An 18731-nucleotide genomic window follows, 5' to 3' on the forward strand; every position below is an offset into this window, starting at 1 on the left:
TCTCAATACCGTTGTGGCCTTGGCCTGAACCAAAATCTGCCGTTTGTGGACGGACACGCCTGAGGCCAACTGGCTGTTTACTTATCCAGCGCTGGCTGCTCATCTTTTTTAACCTGCCGTTTTTCATGCCCCCGACATTTACACCATATATAGTATCACACATTATACAACCACCCCCTAAATTGTGCTTTCCGCTTTACAACCCGCGGCCATGGTGGTAATTAATGGCCAACGTCCGCCTCACCAGCGGCCGTTTCCCTGAATTTGACGACCATAAGGCAACCCTTCACCGTTTCGCCCCCGGGCGCAACAGCTGTTGCAATCGTTCGTCCGGCGTCAACCACCGGGCAGGCGATCAGGAGCAGGCAGCGATGAAATTAAAAAAACTGGATATTATCGGGTTCAAGTCTTTTTTCGAAAAGGCCAGCATCGCCTTCCCGCCGGGCATCTGCGCGGTGGTGGGACCCAACGGCTGCGGTAAGAGCAACGTGGTGGACGCCCTTCGCTGGGTCATGGGCGAACAGAGCATCAAACAACTTCGCGGCAAGGACAAGCAGGATATCATTTTTTCCGGGGCCAGCGGCAAACCGCCCCTGAACATGGCCGAGGTCTCCCTGACCCTGGTCAATGACAACGGCAGTATGCCTGAAGAATACAGGGACTTCAGCGAGGTCATGGTGACCCGTCGTCTCTATCGAAGCGGCGAAACCGGCTACCTGATCAACAAGCAGCCCTGCCGGCTCAAGGACATTCATAACATCTTCATGGGCAGCGGTGTGGGTGCCCGCACCTATGCCGTGATTCAGCAGGGAAACATCGGCGCCATCACCGATGCCGGACCCGACGAACGGCGGGTATTCATCGAGGAAGCGGCCGGCGTCACCCGCTACAAGATGCGCAAGACCGAGGCCCTGCGGAAGGTCAACGCCACCAACCAGAATCTGCTGCGGGTCAAGGATATCATCACCGAAATCGATCGCCAGATGTCCGGCCTCAAGCGCCAGGCGCGGAAGGCCGAACGGTTCAAAAGCTTGAAAGCGCAGGCCCGCCGGATCGACATCCGGCTTCTGCGCCACCACGATGCCGACCTGGGCCGGCAGATGGACGAGGCCGGCACCCTGCTCAAATCCCTGAAAGACGAGGACATCGGCCAGACGACCCGACTCAAAAAAATCGATGCGGCCATCGAGGCGATCAAACTGCGGCGGTCTGAAAAAGACCGGGACATCGCCACCCGCAAATCCCGGAAGTTCGAGATTCAGCGCAAGATCGACCGCATGGAGGCCGACCTGGCGCATATGAAGACCGATCGGGAGCGGCTGGTATGCGAAGTTGCCGAACTCGAGGCCGCCAGGACGGATCTGGAGGCCAAGAACAGCACCATCGTCTCGGAAATTGACCAGGTTCAGGTGCAGCACGAGCAACTGCAGTCCCAAATCAGCGAAACAAAGGCGACCATAGCGCAGGAAAACGCCGATTCATCCACCCTGCGCGGGCGCATCGACAGCTTGAACCGGACACTTGAAACCGGCAAGAGCGATCTGATGAAAATGGTGGCCGAGGAAGCCCGGGTCAAAAACACCCACCAGAACGCCGCCAACAACCGCGACAACCTCAAACGACGGCTCAGGCGCACCGACGAAGAGGCGGCCCTGGCCGACAAGACCGTCCGGGAGGCCGGCAGCCGCCGCGAAACGGCCGATGCCGAACTGGCCCAGGTCAAAAATGACATCCGGGAGCTGGAGGACCGGATCGCGTCGTTGAAGGCTGAACTGGACGCCGCCATCGCCTCGCTGTCCGCCCAGGTCAAAACCTCCCAGACCCTGGAAATGGAGCGCAACAAGGCTCGCAGCAGCCTGAGCACCCTGAAAAAAATGGAAGCGAACCTGGACTGGTACAAGGACGGCGTCAAGGCCGTTCTCAACGCCGCCGGGCAGGAGACACCGCCCTCGGCAGCGCCTGCCCCCCCCACCGGTATCGTCGGTCTGCTGGCCGACGTCATCGAACCGGCCCCCACCTATGAAACCGCCGTCGAAGCGGCACTGGGCGAGGCCCTGCAGTATATCCTGGTTCAGGACCAGCCATCCGGTGCCGGCGCCATCGGCTACCTCCGGCAGGCCCAGGCCGGACGGTGCGGGTTCATTCCTGTGGGCGCCGTGCGGGCCGTGGACGATCGGTCGGAAAAGCGCCCCGAAACCGGCCGTCTCCTGTTGAATCACGTCCGTATAAAGGACGGCTTCGAACCGGTAGCCGGCGCCCTGCTCGGACACGTGGCGGTGGTCGATACCCTGGATGAGGCCCGGGAGCTGTTCAACCGCAATGGCCGGGTGCAGACGGTGGTCACCCGAGGCGGCGACCTGCTGTCCCACCAGGGGGTGATGGTCGGTGGCAGCGCGGACAAATTGTCGGGTATCCTGGCCAAGAAGCAGGAAATCAAAACCCTGGCCGGGGAGTGCGACCGTCTGGACCGCCAAGTGACGGAGGCCCACAAGGTCCAGACGGAAATGGAAGTCCGGGTCCGCGGCCTCGAAAAGCAGCTGCAGGAAACCATTACCGAAAAAAACCACGCCGCCCAGGATGCCATGGAGGCGGAAAAAGCCCTTTACCGGGCCGACGAAGACCTGAAAAATGCGCGGCGGCATCTGGAGATTGTCCGGCTGGAGCAGGAACAGCTCATGGGCGAAGAGATGGACCTGGACGAAGAGATCGAGCGAACCAACGCGCTGCTTGAGACCATCGCCGCCAATGTCAGCGAGGCTCAGGAGCAGGTGGCACGTGCATCGGCCCAGATCGAGGACACCGCCTCGCGTCTGGAAGCCTTCAACCAGCGTATCGTGGACCTGAAACTCAAACTCACCTCGGCCGGCGCCAATCTGGACAACTGCACCGGAACGCTTCGCCGCCTGAAGGACTTCCAGTCGGACGGAATCCGGCGCCTCGAGCAGCTCTCCCGGGACATCGCCGCCAAAACAGAAAAAATCGAAGGAACCGGCAAGCGCAGCGACATCGTCATGCGTGACCTGGCCGCCCACTACGAGGCCCTCAAGGAACTGGACGCCCGCTTGAGCACGGACGAACGGGAGTTTGGTGACATCGACGCCCGGCTCAAAGAAAATGATGCCCGGATTTCCCGAATCCAGGACCAGCGCGAGTCGCTTCATCAGAAAATTCGCATGCTGGAAATGGATTTGGCCGAACGGCGGATCAAGCGCGAAAACCTGGAGAACCGGTGCCAGGAATATTACCACTGCACCATCGCAGCGCTCGAGAACACCGAAGACCGGCCGGAAGACGGTGCCGAAGCCAGTCCCGAGGAACTGGAAAAAAACCTTGCCACCATCCGCCAGAAGATCGTAAACATCGGAGACGTCAACCTGGAGGCCATACGGGAATTCGAGGAACAAAGGGAGCGCTACGACTTTCTGAGCGAACAGCGCGATGACCTGGTCAACGCCATCGACGGGCTGCACAAGGTCATCCGCAAGATCAACCGCATCACCCAGGAGCGCTTTCTGGACACCTTCAACCGCATCAATGAAAAACTCCAGGAAGTGTTTCCCCGGTTGTTTGAGGGCGGCAGTGCGCGGCTGGAATTGACCAATCCCGGCGAACCGCTGGAAACCGGCGTTGAGTTCATGGTTCACCCGCCGGGCAAAAAACTCACCCGCATGAGCCTGCTCTCCGGCGGCGAAAAAGCCCTGTCGGCCATCAGCTTCATCTTTTCCATCTTTTTGCTCAGACCGGCATCTTTTTGCCTCATGGACGAGATCGATGCCCCGCTGGACGACGCCAACGTCACGCGCTTCAACAACCTGATGAAGGTGATCGGCGAAAAATCCCAGATCATCATGATTACCCACAACAAGAACAGCATGGAATTTGCCGACACCCTGTTCGGCATCACCATGGAACAAAAGGGGCTGTCCAAGGTGGTATCGGTAAACCTGGACGGTGAAAACAAGAAAAAAGAACTGACCGCCGCCTGATAGCAAACGGCGTCTGCAACGCAGCATCGAAGGGTATCCATGGCATTCAACTGGTTTAAAAAGAAAAAAGACAAAACGGAGGCGGCCGAAAGTCCGGCTGTGCCTGTCGAGGAGGCCGTCGAGGCAGTCCCGGCGGATGAGACTGCCGAAGCGGACGCATCGGCCGGCCCGGCATCGGCTGCGCCGGCCGCGGCGGACCCGGAGGTCCTTGAGGACCGCACGCAGGGGCCATCGGCGGACGAGGCGCCCGAACCGGCACAGGCCGATCATGCACCCGCTGAAAAAACGGGCAAAGGCCTGTTCGCGCGACTCAAATCGGGACTGTCCAAAACCCGCCAAATCCTGACCACGGATATCGACGACCTGTTTCTCGGCAAAAAACTGGTTGATGACGACATGATCGAGGACCTGGAAGAGCTGTTGATTACCGCAGACATGGGCGTCGGGACCACCATGGAGATCATGGAAAAAATTGCCGGAAAACGGTCACGCATCGCCGGCGCCGGGGAATTGAAAAAGGTGTTGAAAGAAGAAATTCTGGCCTATTTCGATGCCCTGCCCGCGCCGGCGCCCGCAGCTGCGGCCAAGCCCCACGTGGTCATGGTGGTGGGCGTCAACGGCGTGGGCAAGACCACGACCATCGGCAAACTGGCGGCCCACGAGTCCCGCAAGGGGAAAAAAGTGCTGATCGCCGCCGCCGACACCTTCCGGGCGGCCGCCGTTGAACAGATTGCCATCTGGGCCGAACGGGCCGGTGCGGACATCGTGCGCCACAAGGACAATGCCGACCCGGCCGCCGTGGCCTACGACGGCATCGATGCCGCCATCTCCAGGGGAACGGACATCGTCTTCGTCGACACCGCCGGCCGCCTGCATACCAAAGTCAACCTGATGGAAGAGATCAAAAAGATCCGGCGCACCCTGGTCAAGCGCCTGCCCGACGCGCCCCATGAAGTGCTGCTCGTGCTCGACGCCACCACCGGCCAGAATGCCCTGTCACAGGCCAAACTGTTCGACGAGGCGCTGGGTGTCACCGGCATCGCACTGACCAAGCTGGACGGTACGGCCAAAGGCGGCATCGTGGTGAGCATCTGCAGCGGCCTGAACATTCCGCTCAAATACATCGGTGTGGGAGAGGGTGTGGAAGACCTCCAGGCGTTCGATCCGGAAAAATTCGTAGCGGCGTTGTTCTAAAGGGGTAGGGTTCAAGGGGTCGAGGAGTCGATAATTCAAGTGAAATGAGTGGCAGGAGGACAGGCTGAAAACGCCTGACGGCCAGGTCGGAACAAATGCTGTAATTTTCTATCAGCTATATCGCCCCCCGAATTCAATACGCCCAATGAATGATGTCCCTTGAACCCCTTGGCCCCTCGAACCCTCGAATCCTTGAACCCTATTATCCTATACACCGGCCATCTGGCCCGTCTTTCGATAAAACTGAAGGCCGATTATCCCCGACTTTTTGATCTGATTGGCCGCTTCAAAGGCCTGCAGGGTTTTCAAGGCATCGGCATCGATTCCCGGAACCGCCACCACCGGACAGATGTATTGTTCCCGTCGATTCGCCAACCCGGTCCCGTGAAGATCAGTCATGGTCAGGATGCCCAGCAGGCTGTACTGGCTGTCCGCTCCTGCCAGCACCGCCACAACCGAGGGATCGCACCTGATGTTGTTCAGGTAGAGATCCAGCGGGTTGCGGGTCCAGCGGGTGCTGAACACCCAGCGGCTGAGTTTTTTGGGATACCCGCTGAGTTGCCATTGCCTGGCCCGGCGGTTATTGACCACGGCCACGGCGGAAAAGTCGCAGGCCCGGCCGCCGTCCATGGTGGTATGCCGGTTATAACTCAGGTATCTCAGATTCTGCGTGGGTTTCGGCATGCCGCCGATGACCAGCACCTCTCTGAGCAGCGGAACGTTCGGCGTCACGACCCGCGTTACCGCCTGGATGAGGTCGTCGAGAAAATTATTTTTCATATCCTGCCACCTCCCCCGGTTCAGGCCATTTTCACGATTCAATTCAATTTCCAGAGGCGTTAACGCCCGTATGTGTTAACTGACATTTCCCCTGGCCATCCGTCAACGCTTTTTATGGCCGATCGGGAACACCCTCACCTTTTTTATGCGGTTTATCAAAGGGCGGCGGGCATTGAATGCGGCCCTTGCCGGCGGATAAAATCAATCACCTGCCGGGCATACATCTGCGGGTAATGTTCGAAAATATTGTGCCCGCACTTGGGAAACACCAGCAACTCCCCCCGGGTCAGATGGCGGTAAAAAGCCACCCCCTGTTCCACGTCAAAAAAGTAGCCCCGGTCCGGATACATCACCAGGGTCGGGCAGGCCACCTGGGAAATGACCGGCCGGAGATCGAAAAACCCCTTCTCACCGTAGCACCCGCCCCCTTGGGCGCAGATTTCGTAAAAGATCCGCCCCCGGTCCCTGCCATGCCAGTGGATGTATTTTTTCTTCAGTTCCGGATCCAGGTCGTCAAAGGCGGCCGGCAGTTTCCGGCGGTTGAACGCTTCAATGGGAATGATGCTGTGACACATGGTGCTGGCCGCCACAAGGGTCATGACCCGCCCGGGATAACGAACGGCGCAGTCCGCACCGACGACGCCGCCTTCGCACTGGCCGACGATGTGAAAACGGTCGATCCCCAGCCGGTCCACCAATTCGGCCATGGCGGACACACTTTTTTCACGAAACCCCGCATCCACATAGTCGCCGGCAAAGTCGGCACCACCGTCCGACCGGCCGTATCCGCACCGGTCGTACACCAGTACCCGAAAACCGGCCGCCACCAGCATGGGCCGGATCTCATCCCACATCATGCCGCAGGAAAACCCGTTGTGCAGCAGCACGACGGTCTGCCCTTCCCCGTGGAGTTCATAGTAGGTGTCCAGACCATTTATTTTCAGTGTTGGCATCATGCATTTCCCCGCAAAGCGTTACGGTTTGAATCATATTTCCAATATTAGTCCCACCGGACAGTGATCCGATCCAAAGATATCGTTGTCGATGAACGCGTCTTTCAACCATCCCTTCCGGATGATGTCCTCGGAAACGAAAAAGTAGTCGATGCGCCACCCGGCGTTGGTTTTGCGTGCATTGAAGCGATAAGACCACCATGAGTATTTCACCGTGTCGGGATATCGGTGACGGAACGTGTCGACGTAGCCCATGCCGACGATGCGGTCCAGCCACCGGCGTTCGACGGGCAGGAAACCGGAGCGTTTGGAATTGGGCCCGGGGTGCTTCAGGTCGATCTCGTTATGGGCCGTGTTGAAATCACCGGTGACAACCAGGCTTTTACCCTGTTTACGAAGCGCCTCGGCGTAGTCGAAAAAGGCCTGGTAGAAATCCAGCTTGTATTCGAGGCGCTCGTCGCTCATCTGGCCGTTGGGGAAATAGACGTTAAAAAATGTGAAGGCATCGAATTCCAATTCCAGGATGCGACCTTCATCGTCGAACCGGGGGATGCCGATGCCGTGGCGCACCGCATTGGGGGCCATGCGCGAATAGGCGGCCACGCCGCTGTAGCCTTTCTTCACCGTGGAAAAGGAGAACGCCGCCTGGTAGCCGTCGAGTTCCTTCATGGCCCGGGTCAGCTGAGGCTCCTGGAGCTTGGTTTCCTGAAGGCCGACGATGTCCGCATCCAGGCTGCCGATGGATGCCAGGAAATCTTTTTTCATGACGGCCCGGTAGCCGTTGACGTTCCAGGAGACCAGCTTGATGGTTTGTCTGGGCAAGGTTGCCTCCTCCTCGTCTCCATTTAAAAATTGCATCTTGCGGCCCAGGCCGGCGTTCTCGCCCTTTCCCAATCCTCGACGTAGCACCGCTGCGCCTGCGGCTGTGAAAACGGCTGCGGCCTTGGCCTGTCGTAAATCCCGCATCGCGGGGAACCACAATCACCCAATTTTGAATGGCAACGATTGTCTTTTTAATTTAGTTAAAAGATAAATTTAATTTAATCAAACGGTTATTGTAAACAGTGTAAGGTTATTCATTACTTTTCTTTGTCTGCATTTATCATCCGGCCGATCAACCGGTCAGCGGTGGCGGTCCACCCCGATTTGCGGGCACATGTCGGCGACCGGGCAGCGGCTGCAAAAAGGGGAAACGGGCCGGCACAGTACCTGGCCGAAAGCCACCAGCAGTTCATTGTAGCGCACCCAGTGCCGCCTGGGCAGCTTCTTTCTCAGGGCCAGTTCGGTCTTGTCCGCATTTTTGGTCTTCACGTAGCCGATGCGGTTGCTGATCCGGTGCACGTGGGTATCCACGCAGATGGCAGGGATTTTGAATCCCTCCACGAGGACCAGGTTGGCGGTCTTGCGGCCCACGCCGGGCAGGGCGGTGAGTTCCTCCAGGGTATCCGGCACCTTGCCCCCGTAACGGTCCAGCAGCAGGCGGCTGATGGCCAGCAAACGCCTGGCCTTGGTCGGATAAAACCCCACCGGATAGATCAGCCGTTCGATTTCCTGCGGCGTCAGCGCAACCATCGTTTCCGGGGTTCGGGCCGCACGCAGCAATCGTCGGGCCGCGACGCCGGTCACTTCGTCCTTGGTGCGCAGGGAAAGCAGGGTGGAAACCAGCACCTCAAAGGGGGTGGCGCCCCGGTTGGCGATGAAGGTGATGATGGGGGGGTCCCACTGGCGATAATTGGATTCGATGGTGGCCACAAAACGGTCGATATCGAGGATGCGCTTTCGGGTCATGGCAATCGGTTCTTTCCGGATTCATGGGAGAGACGGTGCATCAGGCAAGAACGGCAACGCAGTGGCATCATACACTCCCGGCCCCGCCAGGTAAAGGCCCAAGGATCGGCGTTTTTGTAAAGCAAAAAACGCATATAAAACTTTACATTGACATTTACATATTGCCTTTTATAATAAAAACCACGCAACCATCGAGACATGGAGGGGCAAAATGACACCCGAACTGACACCGGGACAGAAACGGCTTTTCGACTATCTGAAAACCGCCATTGAAGGCACCGGGACCGCTCCCAGTCTGCGCCAGGCGGCCGGAGACCTGGGGGTCAGCCATGCCGCCGTCTCCCAGGGGTTGAAGCTGCTGGAACAAAAAGGGGTGGTCAAACGCCAGGGCCGCTACAGCCGCACCCTTCACCTGATCGGCCCCACCGGTGAAACGGCGGCGGCCCAGCGATGGATCGAGGTGCCGGTGGTCGGCCGGGTGACCGCGGGCCTGCCCCTGTACGCCCAGCAGGAGTGGGAAGGCAGCCTGGTGCTGGACAGTGCCCTGTACCGGGGCCGGCACCTTTTCGCCCTTCGGGTCCAGGGGGATTCCATGCAGGGGGCAGGCATCCTGGACGGGGATATGGCCGTATGCACGCCGCGCCAGTACGCCGAAAACAACGAAATCGTGGTGGCCCTGATCCACGGGGAGGACGCCACGGTAAAACGGTTTTTTCTCCACCGGGACCACGTGGAACTGCGGCCGGAAAACCCCGATTTTCCGGTCATGCGCTACCGTTTCGACGAGGTGCTGGTTCAGGGACGGGTGATCGGGATCCAACGGGGATTAACGGGTATCCGATGACGCCTCACAAAAAGTCGAAAAATATTTTTTTAATAGGGTGTTAAGTTTTACATGTTAAGTGGTCAAGTTAAGGATTTGTATCGATCCCCATCCTTTGCTTAACACTTGATCCTAATACCAATAATTATTGACCGATCGAGAAATAGTGCCCATACATAACAGAAATAACACGTCCCCTTCCATTCTGGTCGGAACCAGCGGGTACGCCTACAGCGAGTGGGTGGATGCCGGCTTCTACCCGCCGGGCACCGGCACGGCCCGGATGCTGGCCCATTACGCCGGTGTCTTCCCGGTCAGCGAGATCAACTACACCTGGTACCAGATGCCCAAGGCACCGGCCATGGACCGCATGCGCCGCAGGGCACCGGAAGGGTTTCGCTTTGCCGCCAAGCTGACCCGCACCCTGACCCATGAGGTCGACGCCAACGGATGGCCGGCCCAGGCCGCCCGCTACCGGGAGGGCATCGCGCCGTTGGTGCAGTCGGGCCAGCTGCTGGCCGTGCTGGTTCAGCTGCCGCCTTTTTTCCGGCGCACCCCCCCAAACCGCACCTACCTGGCCCGGCTCCTGGACGCCCTTGCCGGCCTGCCCCTGGCCGTGGAGTTCCGGCATGCCTCCTGGGCCACGGACCGGGTGTTCGCCGGTCTCCACGCACGCCGGGTGGCCCTGGCCTGCGTGGACGCCCCGGAGCTAAATGACCTGTTCCCGCCGCTGGCCGTGGTCACCAGCCCGGACCTGTTCTACATCCGCTTTCACGGCCGCAATATCAACGGCTGGCGGTCGGCCAGCATGCAAAAACAGTTCGATTACGACTACAGCGACGACGAACTGGCCCAGTGGTCCCGGACCCGCATCCCCGAAATGGCCCGACAGGCGAAAACCGGCATCATTTTTTTCAACAACCACGTCCGCGGTCAGGCGCCGAAGAATGCGCGTGCGCTGATGGCGCAGCTGGCGGAAGAAGATGGATGAGGGATGACGCGTAACGCAGATATCGAATTTTTCACGAAACCGTCAGCTATGGAACGATCCATCATTCACATCAACGTCGCCGACTTCGCCGTGGCCGTGGAGCAGGTACTGGACCGCCGGCTCGTCGGCCGGCCGGTGATCATCGCCCCGCAAGGGGCCGCCCGGGCCGCGGTGGTCGACATGAGCGAAACGGCCTTCCAGGCCGGGGTGCGAAAGCACATGCCCCTGAACCGGGCCCTTCGCCGCTGCCGGGACGCCCGGGTGCTGCCGCCGCGCCCGGATCGTTACGGCCAGGCCATGGCCCGGATGCTCGATGCCGCCCTCCCCTGCTCTCCCCTGATCGAACCGGGCGACGGGGACGGGCACCTGTTCGTGGACGTCACCGGCAGCAGCCGCCTGCTGGGGCCGCCGGTGGACGTGGCCTGGCGGCTGGGCCGCCGGATCCGGCGGGACCTGGGGCTGGCGCCCATCTGGTCGCTGGCCACCAGCAAGCTGATCGCCAAAACCGCCACCCGGCTGGTCAAACCCCTGGGCGAATACATCGTGGAGCCGGGCGACGAAGCGGCATTTCTGGCGCCCCTGCCCCTCTTTCTGGTGCCCGGCATCGAACGTGCCGACCTGGATCGATTTAACGACTTCAACATCACCCGGGTCTTTCAGGCCAACGGGCTCACCGCCGATCAGATGCAGATCCTTTTGGGCCACGGGGGAGACGTTGTCCGCGACCGGCTTCACGGCATCGACCCGTCGCCTGTTCGCCCCGTGGACCAGCCGACGCCGCGGGTCGTCGGCTGCCGGGAATTCGGCGACGACACCAACCATCGCCCCCAGGTGGAAGGCAGCCTGTACCGTCTGGTGGAACAGGCCGGCCGGCAGCTGCGATGCCAGTCCCTGGCCGCCCGTCGGATCGGTCTGGTTCTGGAATACACCGACGGCGTCCGCCGGGTCCGCCAGACCCGTGCCAAACCGGCCACGGCCAATGATTTTTCGCTGTTCACCCATGCCCGGCGGTTGCTGATCCTGGCATGGACCCGCCGGGTCCGGCTGCGGTGCATGACCCTGGTCTGCGACCGCCTGACTTACCCGCCGGCCCAGCGCCTGCTGTTCGCGTCGGAGCGCGACATCGCCGAAAAGCAGGACCGGCTGGTGGCGGCCATGGATCGGATCCGCCGCCGCTTCGGCACCGGTGCACTGGCCATGGGACGGACACTGGCGGCGTAGGCCGGAGGCGGGACGGCAGACGAGGGACGATAACGCGAACGTGTGAGAACGAAAGGTGCAAGAACAATAACGGGCGTGGGACGCATTCGATCCTCCCCCGTCGGAGCGAAGCGGTCTTCCATCGTCCATCGGTTCACGGCATCCCTAGCGATCTTAACAATCTAAACGATAACAACGGATAAAACCATGGCCCAAAAACACCCCTATCGCCTGGGCATCGACCTGGGCGGCACCAAGATCGAAACCATCCTGCTGGATCCGGCGGGCCGCAGCCTGCTGCGGAAACGCGTGGCCACCCCGCGTGATCCGGAGGGAGCCGCCGAATACGAAAAAATCCGGCGTGCCGTGCACACCCTGATCCGGCAAACCCTGGAAAAGGTGCCCCGGGATCGGGCCTGCACCATTGGCGTGGGCATTCCCGGCACGATCAACAATCGAACCGGCCGGGTCCAGAACGCCAACACCACCGGGCTCATCGGGCACGCCTTCCAGCAGAACCTGGAGCGGCTGCTGGATCGTCCCATCGCCATGGAAAACGACGCCAACTGCTTCACCCTGGCCGAAGCCCGGCAGGGCGCCGCCAAAGGATATGGTCTGGTATTCGGCATCATCCTGGGCACCGGCTGCGGTGGCGGCATCAGCGTGGACGGCCGCATCCACACCGGCCGGCACCGCATCGGCGGCGAGTGGGGTCATTTCTCCGTGGACCCGGCGGGGACCCGCTGCTACTGCGGCAACCGGGGCTGCGTGGAAACCAAAATCAGCGGGGGCGGGGTGGCCCGATCCTTTTTCGTGCACACCGGCCGGCGGCTCACCCTGGAGCAGATCACCGACGGTTACCGGCAGGGCGATACCCAGTGTACGGCCGCTTTCAAACAGTTCCTGGACGATTTCGGCCGCTGCCTGGGAGGCCTGATCTCGGTCCTGGATCCCGATGCGGTCGTGCTGGGCGGCGGGGTCTCCAACATCGACGAACTCTACACCCTGGGAGTGGAACAGGTGCGCCGCTACGCCTTCCACGAACGGGTGGAGACGCCGATCCTGAAACATCAACTGGGCGATTCGGCCGGCGTGATCGGCGCCGCCTGGATCGGGAAATGAATTAGCTGGCAGCTCGTAGCTGATAGCTCATAGAAAAGGTATTCCATCGATTTTACAGAAGAATAAGCCGTACTCCGTCATTTGGCATTTTTATCGCTGCCAGACACCAATGACGGTTCCAACACCTGTCAGCCATCAGCTATGAGCGATCAGCTAATTCCCCTCACCGTCCGCTCCCATTACTCCCTCATGCAGGGCACCGATTCGCCGGCAGCCATCTGCCGGGCGGCCCGGCGCATGGGATACGACCGCCTGGCCCTCACGGACACGGACAACCTCTACGGCCTGTGGCCGTTTCTGCATGCCTGCCGCGAGGAGGGGATCACCCCCATCGTGGGCGCCGAAATCACCGACCCGAACCACAACCACCGCGCCGTCTGCCTGGCCAGGGATGCGGCCGGCTACGCCAACCTGTGCCGACTGATCACCCGGCGACACCGGGACCCGGCATTCGAACTGGCCGTCGCCCTGCCCGGCCTGGCTGACGGCCTGCTGGTGCTGGTCAACCAGGCCGGCCTGCTGGCAGCCTGGCACCGGGCCGGGGTTCACACGGCCGCGGCCCTGCCCCGGCACCCCCCATCCCCGTTCCACCCATTGGTCCGGACGGCCCGGCGGCTGGGCATCCCCGTGGTGGCCACGCCGGGCAGTTTCTTTCTGGAGCCGGACGGGTTTGCCGTGCACCGTCTGTTGCGGGCCATCGCCGGCAATACGGCCCTGTCCCGGCTGCCCCCCGGCGACACCGCGCCGTCCGATGCCTGGCTGGCCACGCCGGGGGAATATTGCCGGCGGTTCAACGGTTGCCGGGAAGCTGTAGAAAATACCATGGGCCTGGCCGACGAATTACGGTTCACCGGCCCCGGTTTCGGCCTGGTCATGCCGCCGTGGCGGGATAAAAATGGCCGCAGTGCCGACGACTGCCTGCGCCTGGCGGCCTATGCCGGCGCCCGGAAGCGTTACGGCGGTGAACTTGGCGAGGCCGTGGTGGAGCGACTGGAGCACGAGCTGGCCGTCATCGCCCGCATGGGGTTTTCGGCTTATTTCCTGGTGGTGAAAGAGATCGTCTCGCAGAGCCCGCGGACCTGCGGCCGGGGATCGGCGGCCGCCTCCCTGGTGGCCTACAGCCTGGGTATCACCAACGTCTGCCCGGTAAAGCACAACCTCTACTTCGGCCGGTTCCTCAACCCCGGGAGAAGCGACCCGCCGGACATCGACGTGGATTTTGCCTGGGACGAGCGGGACCCGGTCATCGACGGGGTGCTCGACCGTTTTGCCGGTCATGCGGCCATGGTTGCCAGCCACATCCGGTTCCAGCCGCGCATGGCCCTGCGGGAAACGGCCAGGGTGTTCGGCATGCCCAATGGCGAAATCGGCCGGATCACCCGGCGCCTGCCCGGGTTCTGGCACCGGGGGGAACTGGATGCCGGCCTGCTGGAAGGTCTGCGAAAGCGCCCGGAAACCCGCCTCCTGGACTTCGTCGAACCCTGGCCGCAGATCATGGCCCTGGCCCAGCGGATCATCGGAATCCCGCGCCACCTGTCCGTGCACCCCGGCGGCGTGGTCGTCACCCCGGCTCCCATGGACGGCTATGTCCCCGTGGAGAGGGCCCCCAAGGGGGTGCCCGTCATCCAGTGGGACAAGGACGGCGCCGAGGACGCCGGCCTGGTGAAGATCGACCTTCTGGGCAACCGCAGCCTGGGGGTGATCCGGGACGCCGTGGCCAACGTGGCGGCCAACGGCACCACTTTTGATGAGAACCGATGGGAGCCCGAGGATGATCCGGCCACCCGGGAAACCGTGGCCCTGGGCCGCACCATGGGCTGTTTTTACATCGAAAGCCCGGCCATGCGGCTGCTGCACCGGAAAGCCGGCAGCGGTGATTTCGATCATCTGGTGATCCACTCCTCCATCATCCGGCCGGCGGCCAACGTTTACATCCAGGAGTACCTGCGTCGCCTGCACGGCGGCAGCTGGGACCCCATCCACCCCCTGCTGGCCGACGTGCTGGACGAAACCTTCGGTATCATGGTTTACCAGGAGGATGTCTCCCGGGCGGCCGTGGCCCTGGCCGGGTTCTCCGATGCCGAGGCCGACGGCCTGCGCAAAATCATCGCCAAAAAGGACCGGCGGCGGCAATTGGCCGATTTCCGCGAGCGTTTCATGGCCGGGGCCGCTGGCCGGGGCGTATCGACGGACCAGGCCGACGCCGTCTGGCAGATGATGATGAGTTTTTCCGGGTACTCTTTCTGCAAGCCCCACAGCGCCTCCTACGCCCGGGTGTCCTTCCAGGCGGCGTTTCTCAAAACCCACCACCCGGCCGAGTTCATGGCCGCTGTCATCAGCAACCGGGGGGGGTTCTACAGCACCTTTGCCTACGTGTCCGAAGCCCGGCGCATGGGGCTGGCCGTCGACCCGCCGGACGTCGCCACCAGCCGGATCCGATGGACGGGCGACGGCCGGCGCCTGCGGGTGGGCCTGATGGCCGTCGGCGGACTGAGCGAGGCCACCATGGCGACCATTATGGCATGCCGGCAGCGGTCGGAATTCAGGGACCTGACCGATTTTCTGGACCGTGTGCATCCGGATGAAGATGAAGCCCGGGCATTGATTCACTGCGGCGCCCTGGACGCGCTGGACACCCATCGTTCACGGACCCGCCTGCTGTGGACCCTGGCCGGATGGCAGGCAAACCGGCGGCGGTCAAGGGGACAGGTGGACCTGTTCTCATCGCGACCTCTCGCGGGGCCTGAAACACCCCCCGCATTTCCACCGGAGGATGCCGCCACGCGCCTGCGCCGGGAATTCGCCGTCCTGGGATTCCTGTGCCGCCGGCATCCCATCACCCGGTTTGCCCATGTCATCAAGGCCCTGGACACGGTGAAGGCCGACCGGCTTCCGGGCCTGGTGGGCCGGCGGGTGCGCCTGGCCGCCTGGCTGATCACCGGCAAGGTGGTCCACACCCGCCACGGGGACCCCATGGAATTTCTGACGTTCGAGGATGAAACCGGCATCGTGGAAACCACCTTCTTCCCTGAGGCCTACCGGCGCTTCTGCCACACCATCGACCGGAACCGGCCTTACCTGCTGGCGGGAAAGGTGGAGGCGAACTGGGGTGCCGTGACCCTTACCGTGGATCATGCCCAGATGATACGGCGAAGGGGAAAACCGCCCTGAGCCACGGTCGTCGATGGAAAGGGTCGGCGCATGCAGCCCGTTTCGACAAGGCGCATCCCGGTGAAAAGCCATCGTGGACGCCAATTTGACATGCACTTTTTTATGCCTACCCTAAGATTACATCAAGTGTGGATGCCTATCAGTAAAGACGTGGTGCGAACGGCTCTGAGACAAACCATGCTGCCAATAGCAGGAACGCCGAAAATGATTTTTTGGGCCTGATAAGCCCGGAAGCGGTTCGGATGCGGTCGTTTATGGTTCATTGCCTGTTCGTACATACGGAACACGTCTTCCCCGTCGCGTTAACGGCCACCACCGCTTCACTCCGGTAAACCCCTGAAAATCCACATGCAGCCCATTCAAAAAGGGTTAGTATGCCCGGTTTACGGGCGCCCATGATCTATGACACCATGTCAGCGGCGGGGGCCCGGACGGATACCTTTCAATGAATATCATCGTCTGCGTGTGGCGGAGCGGAAATGAAAAACAATCCAAATAAAAAAAGAGGGCCAAAGCCTCGCGTGGAATTGACGGCCAGGGATCTTGAGCGTCTATTCGAAATTCATGGCACGGATTCAGCGGCGGCACTGGCAAAGCATACGGGCCTGACCTACATGCTGGTCTACAATATTGTCCATGGACGGGTGAACTCCGTCAGCAGCCGGAATTACCAGACACTTTTCGACTGTCCGGCCCCACCGCGTGAACCGTTGAAGGTGGACGGTGCGGCCTTCAGGGCCATGGCTGACATGTGGCTGGTCCTCAATGACGGAATCAGCAGGGCCGACCTTTACAGGGATCTGTTTGGATTGCCCCCCGGCCGGAGGGTCGACCACCGGATTTTCAATGGCCGGATCAATACCATCGACGCCCGGCTTGAGCATGCCATGCGCCGGAAATTTGCGGATGCGGGCGTGGACCGGCAGTTGCTCGACCGGTGGCTGGACGAGTTCGAAGAGGTGCCCCGCGACGAACGGGTCCCTTACGAGCGCATACGGCCGGTGCTGCGCTATCTGGAAGAACGCCTGGGCATACGCCCCACGTCGTTGTTGAATCAATCCGTCGCCAGATATGAGACCGGTATGCTCAAACGGGTTTCCCGGCGCGTCTATGATCGGGCCATGGCACTGAAACGGGAAACGGAAAAGGCCCTGGCAGGCCAAGGCCAAAAGGACATGGACAAGATCAAGGAGGCCGTTGTCGGGGGAAAATCCGGTTATACCCTCTATGCCGATATCAGGGAGGAGTTACACTTTCTTCGCAGGCATGCCAAAAAAAGCGCCAAACGTTATCTGGGAAGAGGCCTCTGGACCTATGAAACCGGAAAGGCCAAGCGGATCCGCAGTTGGCGGGCCCGTATGATCCAGGCGGACTGCGACCGGTTTATCCGTGAATCGCCGTCAACCCCCCTTTCCGACCTGCCGCCGTCCCGGCAGCAGGCGGGGGTTCGCACCCTGATTGACGTCCTGCTGGCCCGCACGGCCCAATTGCTTTCCGGGCAGGATGGCGTCGATTTCGAGAAACGAATCCTGACGCCGTCCCATCGGCGGGATGAATACAACAACCAGTATCATGGATTCACGCCGTTTGACATGGCCTCCAGCGTATTGGGGATGAATCGCAGAGCCTTCGATTTGATGGTCGCCAGAAACTGCGAGATTTTCAGGTCCGTGGGCAAATTCACGCAACGCTGGTATCTCTCCGACCTGTACCTGAGAGAGCTTTCAAGGCGAAAAAATTTCGATCTGATTTCAGCCAAATACGAGTTGATGGCCAAAACAATGGGACGGTCGCGGCAGGCCGGGACATGCATGAACTAGCCGGCAGGAAGGACCCCGGAATGTATCGGCCTGCTCGAGTGGACACGTTTCATTTTTTGTCCGGGCCCTATCAACTCGGGCGCCCCCCAGGGTTGCCGGTGATCGCAACCGCTTTGCGCTGGAGGCCCTTGAAGATCATTGGAGAAAATGCGCTGATGGCCGGCACCGGGGAGAGGGAATTCCGGTCACGACAGACGATCTTCGAGGCTGCCTCCGGCAGTTTGCCATACCACGATATGCGTTGTGACGATTTCTGTGAAACCTCTCCGGAGGACGAGGAGTCAAACCAATTCAATGGACGCTAAAAGCCGTGCCGCTGATTAAATCGTCAGGCCGGGGCAAACAAAAGGGAAAAATGCAGATCTTGACCTGGGCGGAAGATGGCGCGGTGCGCGTGGACATCGATGACTTCTGGCTCCCGTCGAACAACCCCGATTCCGAGTTGTGGTTCATGGATTGACGTTCGCCGCAACATATTGCCCCAACCAATCCGGGGAAGCCTACTTCGAGGCCCGTTTCACCGCGCGCTGAAGGGCAGCGGTGATTTTCTTGGCCGGCCAGGCCGTCACCGACCAGCCGATGGCCATGATCATCAGCCAGACCATGGCTTCCCCGCCCTGGCTCAGGTCCCGGCCCCGGGTCACCAGGGGGCCGAGCAAAACGGCGCAGATAAAACCGGCGGCAATGCGCCACGTGTCGGCTGAAAAAAGCAGGTAGAAAAAAACATAGGATATCGTAAACGGACGTTTTTGCATGTTCACTCCTCTGGCAACCATCGGATCTGATACGGCCGTTGCATAAAAGCTTTTCGCGGCTGCGTCAAGTGCGGCGAAGCAAAACGACGGGCCGTGAATTCCGGCCGGCTGCCCCCCTCCAGGGTCTGAATCTGGATTGACACCCTGG

The 18731-nt window shown here is 61.0% G+C and carries 13 protein-coding genes; 8 read left to right on the plus strand and 5 right to left on the minus strand.

What is annotated here, in order from left to right:
• Positions 1-371 precede the first annotated feature (371 nt).
• Positions 372-3986, plus strand: a complete 3615-nt coding sequence (gene smc / locus DSCA_RS06355) for a chromosome segregation protein SMC (RefSeq protein ID WP_167527636.1) — start codon at positions 372-374, stop codon at positions 3984-3986.
• Between the two features lie 39 nt (positions 3987-4025).
• The gene (gene ftsY, locus DSCA_RS06360) at positions 4026-5180 is read left to right on the plus strand and encodes a signal recognition particle-docking protein FtsY (protein ID WP_155315628.1); all 1155 of its coding nucleotides are present in this window, start codon (positions 4026-4028) and stop codon (positions 5178-5180) included.
• A gap of 207 nt (positions 5181-5387) precedes the next feature.
• Here the strand turns inward: ftsY and DSCA_RS06365 are convergent, their stop codons facing one another.
• The 4 genes from DSCA_RS06365 to DSCA_RS06380 form a co-directional block, all read right to left on the minus strand.
• The gene (locus DSCA_RS06365) at positions 5388-5960 is read right to left on the minus strand and encodes a hypothetical protein (protein WP_155315629.1); all 573 of its coding nucleotides are present in this window, start codon (positions 5958-5960) and stop codon (positions 5388-5390) included.
• A 155-nt stretch (positions 5961-6115) separates the two neighbouring features.
• Positions 6116-6916 carry an alpha/beta fold hydrolase gene (locus tag DSCA_RS06370; protein ID WP_155315630.1) on the minus strand — a complete coding sequence of 267 codons (801 nt, stop codon included), beginning with the start codon at positions 6914-6916 and terminating at the stop codon, positions 6116-6118.
• Between the two features lie 30 nt (positions 6917-6946).
• Complete coding sequence (locus DSCA_RS06375) at positions 6947-7735, minus strand: exodeoxyribonuclease III (protein ID WP_231716396.1); 789 nt, start codon at positions 7733-7735, stop codon at positions 6947-6949.
• A 300-nt stretch (positions 7736-8035) separates the two neighbouring features.
• The gene (locus tag DSCA_RS06380; RefSeq protein WP_155315631.1) at positions 8036-8701 is read right to left on the minus strand and encodes an endonuclease III domain-containing protein; all 666 of its coding nucleotides are present in this window, start codon (positions 8699-8701) and stop codon (positions 8036-8038) included.
• Between the two features lie 211 nt (positions 8702-8912).
• On the opposite strand from DSCA_RS06380, the gene lexA reads away from it, so the two are divergent.
• From lexA to DSCA_RS06410, 6 genes are all read left to right on the plus strand, one after another.
• Entirely contained in the window at positions 8913-9545 is a 633-nt protein-coding gene (gene lexA / locus DSCA_RS06385; RefSeq protein WP_155315632.1) for a transcriptional repressor LexA, read from the plus strand.
• Positions 9546-9690: 145 nt separating this feature from the next.
• Positions 9691-10515: a DUF72 domain-containing protein gene (locus tag DSCA_RS06390; protein ID WP_231716397.1), complete on the plus strand. Its 825-nt coding sequence runs from the start codon at positions 9691-9693 to the stop codon at positions 10513-10515.
• 3 nt (positions 10516-10518) lie between these two features.
• Entirely contained in the window at positions 10519-11736 is a 1218-nt protein-coding gene (locus tag DSCA_RS06395; protein WP_155315633.1) for a DNA polymerase Y family protein, read from the plus strand.
• A gap of 186 nt (positions 11737-11922) precedes the next feature.
• Positions 11923-12837: an ROK family protein gene (locus DSCA_RS06400; protein ID WP_155315634.1), complete on the plus strand. Its 915-nt coding sequence runs from the start codon at positions 11923-11925 to the stop codon at positions 12835-12837.
• A gap of 141 nt (positions 12838-12978) precedes the next feature.
• Entirely contained in the window at positions 12979-16008 is a 3030-nt protein-coding gene (locus DSCA_RS06405) for a DNA polymerase III subunit alpha (protein WP_155315635.1), read from the plus strand.
• A gap of 479 nt (positions 16009-16487) precedes the next feature.
• The gene (locus DSCA_RS06410; protein ID WP_155315636.1) at positions 16488-17828 is read left to right on the plus strand and encodes a hypothetical protein; all 1341 of its coding nucleotides are present in this window, start codon (positions 16488-16490) and stop codon (positions 17826-17828) included.
• 500 nt (positions 17829-18328) lie between these two features.
• Here DSCA_RS06410 and DSCA_RS06415 read toward each other — a convergent pair whose 3' ends face one another.
• Positions 18329-18583, minus strand: a complete 255-nt coding sequence (locus DSCA_RS06415) for a hypothetical protein (protein ID WP_155315637.1) — start codon at positions 18581-18583, stop codon at positions 18329-18331.
• Between the last annotated feature and the right edge of the window lie 148 nt (positions 18584-18731).

The sequence above is a fragment of the Desulfosarcina alkanivorans genome, from assembly GCF_009688945.1.
GTDB lineage: Bacteria > Desulfobacterota > Desulfobacteria > Desulfobacterales > Desulfosarcinaceae > Desulfosarcina > Desulfosarcina alkanivorans.